Annotated in this window: 1 protein-coding gene; it reads left to right on the forward strand. The window is 40.9% G+C overall.

Features of this window, described 5'->3' with window-relative positions; genetic code table 11:
• The first annotated feature begins 523 nt into the window (after positions 1-523).
• Positions 524-1,822: a group II intron reverse transcriptase/maturase gene (gene ltrA / locus LC095_RS26545; protein ID WP_226530909.1), complete on the forward strand. Its 1,299-nt coding sequence runs from the start codon at positions 524-526 to the stop codon at positions 1,820-1,822.
• Positions 1,823-1,878 lie beyond the last annotated feature (56 nt).

Consider the following 1,878-nt stretch of genomic DNA (forward strand, 5'->3'; position numbering starts at 1 on the left):
TTTGGCGTGCCCAGCAAGCCGTTAATTGCTAATTGGTGAAAGTCCAATCCGAGTAAGTGCCAAGACGCTCGGTAGCTGACAGGCAACTGGTGGAGAAATCCTAAGGTTGAAGCCCTGTGACAACGTAACTCTTTCGAGAGTGCAAGCAAACTAACAGGTTGTAACATTAAGTCAATCCTGCCGCCTCGTCAAAAGAGCCCTTCGTTTGAAGGCTAAAGAGAAGTCGAACCTGGCAAATATGGGTGAAGACCATGGAAGGTGTGAAGAACTTGGAATCCGCAACACTGAAGAATCTCTCGGGGTATGGGGAGCGACATGTTAGGAAAGTAATTATCGGAACTGGGGATACCCTCCTCATCACTTACAATTGAAAGTAAAGCAGAAACCTATAAGTATCAACGAAAAGGTGGATGGATGAGAGGGAGTCGGAGGGGTTCATAGTACCTGAGATGGCAACGACAACACAACGTTGACTAGGGAAGGAACCCTACTTCGTTCACAAGTTGAAAGGAGGTAAGAGTTAGTGAATGCTGGTAAACTAGCTAACTACACCAATGTAAAAGCTCGAGAACTCTGGAAAACTTTATACCTTTGTGCCAAGGAAAGTTCAAATCGTCGATTTCATGCCTTGTATGACAAAATGTATCGACCGGACATTCTTGCGGAAGCATGGAAGAGAGTAAAAGCCAACAAAGGAAGTAGTGGGATAGACAATGAAACGATTGAGTACATTGTTTATGAATATGGAGAAAGGAATTTTCTTAATGATCTCTACCTAGAATTGAAAGAGAAGTCCTTTCGTCCAAGCCCAGTACGTCGTGTATACATTCCTAAAGGAAATGGAAAAACAAGACCCCTTGGCATTCCAACGGTCAAAGACCGTGTGGCTCAAATGGCTATGAAAATGGTGATTGAACCAATCTTTGAAGCAGACTTTCAAGACTGTTCTTATGGTTTCCGTCCCAAGAGGAACGCACATCAAGCGATCGCCAAAATACGGAAAGGTAGCAAGAAATCCTATTGGGTGGTAGATGTAGATATTAAAGGTTACTTTGACAACATCAATCAGGAAAAGTTGATGAAGCTCGTGGAAAGACGAATTAGTGATAAACGAGTACTGAAACTGATTAGGAAGTGGTTACAAGTAGGTGTGATGGAAGGTGGCCAGTTTCATGACACTAAGGTTGGTACACCGCAAGGTGGAGTTATCTCTCCATTACTAGCTAATATCTATTTGAATTATATGGATACTATCTGGATGAAACAATTTACTCACTTAGGAGAGCTAATCCGTTATGCGGATGATTTTGTGGTTATGTGCAGAACAAAAGGACAAGCTTTAGAAAGTACTAAGGTACTTCAAGGTATTATGTATAAACTAGACCTCACCATTAATAATGAAAAGTCACGTTTAGTCAATATCTGGGATGATTCAGAAGGGTTTGATTTTCTTGGTCTTCACCATCGAAAATTCCCTATAAGAAATAAAGGTGGATACACTTTTTACACGATGTCCCATGTGCCAACACAGAAAGCCATGAAAAGTATGAGGAAGAGAATAAAAGATTACATTAGCCCCAAAGGTAAACTATGCATGGACATAGATGATCTAATAAAAGGGTTAAACCGGATACTTCAAGGTTTCAAGAACTATTATCTGCTTTCTCCCATAGGGAAGAGATGGTTAGTTAAAATTGATTGGTATGTGCTTTTACGATTAACGATTTTCTGGAACAGAAAACGAAACAAACGCCATAAACACGCAAGAAAGAAGGACGTTATGAAGATCACTCAAGGAAAACTCATGAAGATCGCTGAGTGAAGGGACCGTAAAGTCAAAGGAAAAAGAACGTCGGAAAGCCGTATGAGGGAAAACTT

Origin of the sequence: Metabacillus niabensis (genome assembly GCF_020524345.1) — a bacterium.
GTDB classification, from domain to species: domain Bacteria; phylum Bacillota; class Bacilli; order Bacillales; family Bacillaceae; genus Metabacillus; species Metabacillus niabensis_B.